Source organism: Paraburkholderia sp. (genome assembly GCF_050742655.1).
GTDB lineage: Bacteria > Pseudomonadota > Gammaproteobacteria > Burkholderiales > Burkholderiaceae > Paraburkholderia.
Window position 1 is genome coordinate 1 of record NZ_JBOIGG010000068.1, and the last position, 1,442, is coordinate 1,442.

Here is a 1,442-nt window from a genome sequence, read left to right on the forward strand (position 1 = left end):
TGCAGGAGCATTCATGAAAACGCTGTTTTTGCAGGCCCCGTCGTACGACGGATTCGATGGCGGCGCGGGTTCGCGCTATCAGGCCAAACGCGAGGTCCGCTCGTTCTGGTATCCGACGTGGCTCGCACAGCCCGCGGCACTCGTGCCGGGCAGCCGGGTGCTCGATGCGCCGGCCGACGGTCTGTCGGTCGACGCGACGCTCGACATCGCGCAGCAGTACGACCTCGTCATCATTCACACCAGTACGCCGTCCTTTCCCACCGATGCGCTCTTCGCCGTTGACCTGAAAAAGCGCCACCCCGGCGTGATGGTCGGCATGGTCGGCGCCAAGGTCGCAGTCGATCCGCATAACTCGCTCACCGCAAGCGACGCGATCGACTTCGTCTGCCGCGAGGAATTCGACTTCACCTGCCAGGAAGTGGCCGAAGGCAAGCCGCTTGCGGGCATCCTGGGCCTGAGCTGGCGTGCCGCCGACGGTTCGATCGAACACAACGCCGCGCGTCCGATCCTCGAGAACATGGACGAGCTGCCGTTCGTCGCGCCCGTGTACAAGCGCGACCTGAAGATCGACAACTACTTCATCGGCTACCTGAAGCATCCGTACGTATCGATCTACACGGGCCGCGGCTGCCGCTCGAAGTGCACGTTCTGCCTGTGGCCGCAGACGGTGGGCGGGCACCGCTACCGCACGCGCTCGGTGGAGAACGTGCTCGAAGAGGTGAAGTGGATCCGCGACAACATGCCCGAGGTTCGGGAGATCATGTTCGACGACGACACGTTCACGGACTTCAAGCCGCGCGTCGAGGAGATCGCACGCGGGCTGGGCAAGCTGGGCGTGACGTGGTCGTGCAACGCGAAGGCGAACGTGCCGTACGCGACGCTGAAGATCATGAAGGAGAACGGGCTGCGCCTGCTGCTGGTGGGCTACGAATCGGGCGACGACCAGATCCTGCTGAACATCAAGAAGGGGCTGCGCACGGACATCGCGCGGCGCTTCAGCGAAGACTGCCGCAAGCTGGGGATCAAGATCCACGGCACGTTTATTCTCGGCTTGCCGGGCGAGACGCAGGAGACGATCGCGAAGTCGATCGAGTACGCGAAGGAAATCAACCCGCACACGATCCAGGTGTCGCTGGCGGCGCCGTACCCGGGCACGACGCTGTACCGGCAGGCGGTGGAGAACGGGTGGCTGGAGGAAAACAAGGTGATCAACCTGGTGAGCCGCGAGGGGGTGCAGCTGGCGGCGATCGGGTACCCGCACCTGTCGCGCGACGAGATCTATCACCAGCTCGAACGCTTCTACAAGCAGTTCTATTTCCGGCCGTCGAAGATCTGGGAGATCGTGCGCGAGATGCTCACGAGCTGGGAGATGATGAAGCGGCGCCTGCGCGAAGGCGTCGAGTTCTTCCGCTTCCTGCGCGCGCACGAGGCATGATCGCGCG

General features: G+C 63.9%; 1 protein-coding gene. It reads left to right on the forward strand.

Translation table 11 applies throughout. The features are described from left to right. Positions 1-1,435: hopanoid biosynthesis associated radical SAM protein HpnJ (hpnJ, locus tag ACREXZ_RS30820; RefSeq protein ID WP_431767911.1), on the forward strand; the 1,435-nt coding region annotated here is incomplete at its 5' end. Positions 1,436-1,442: the final 7 nt, after the last annotated feature.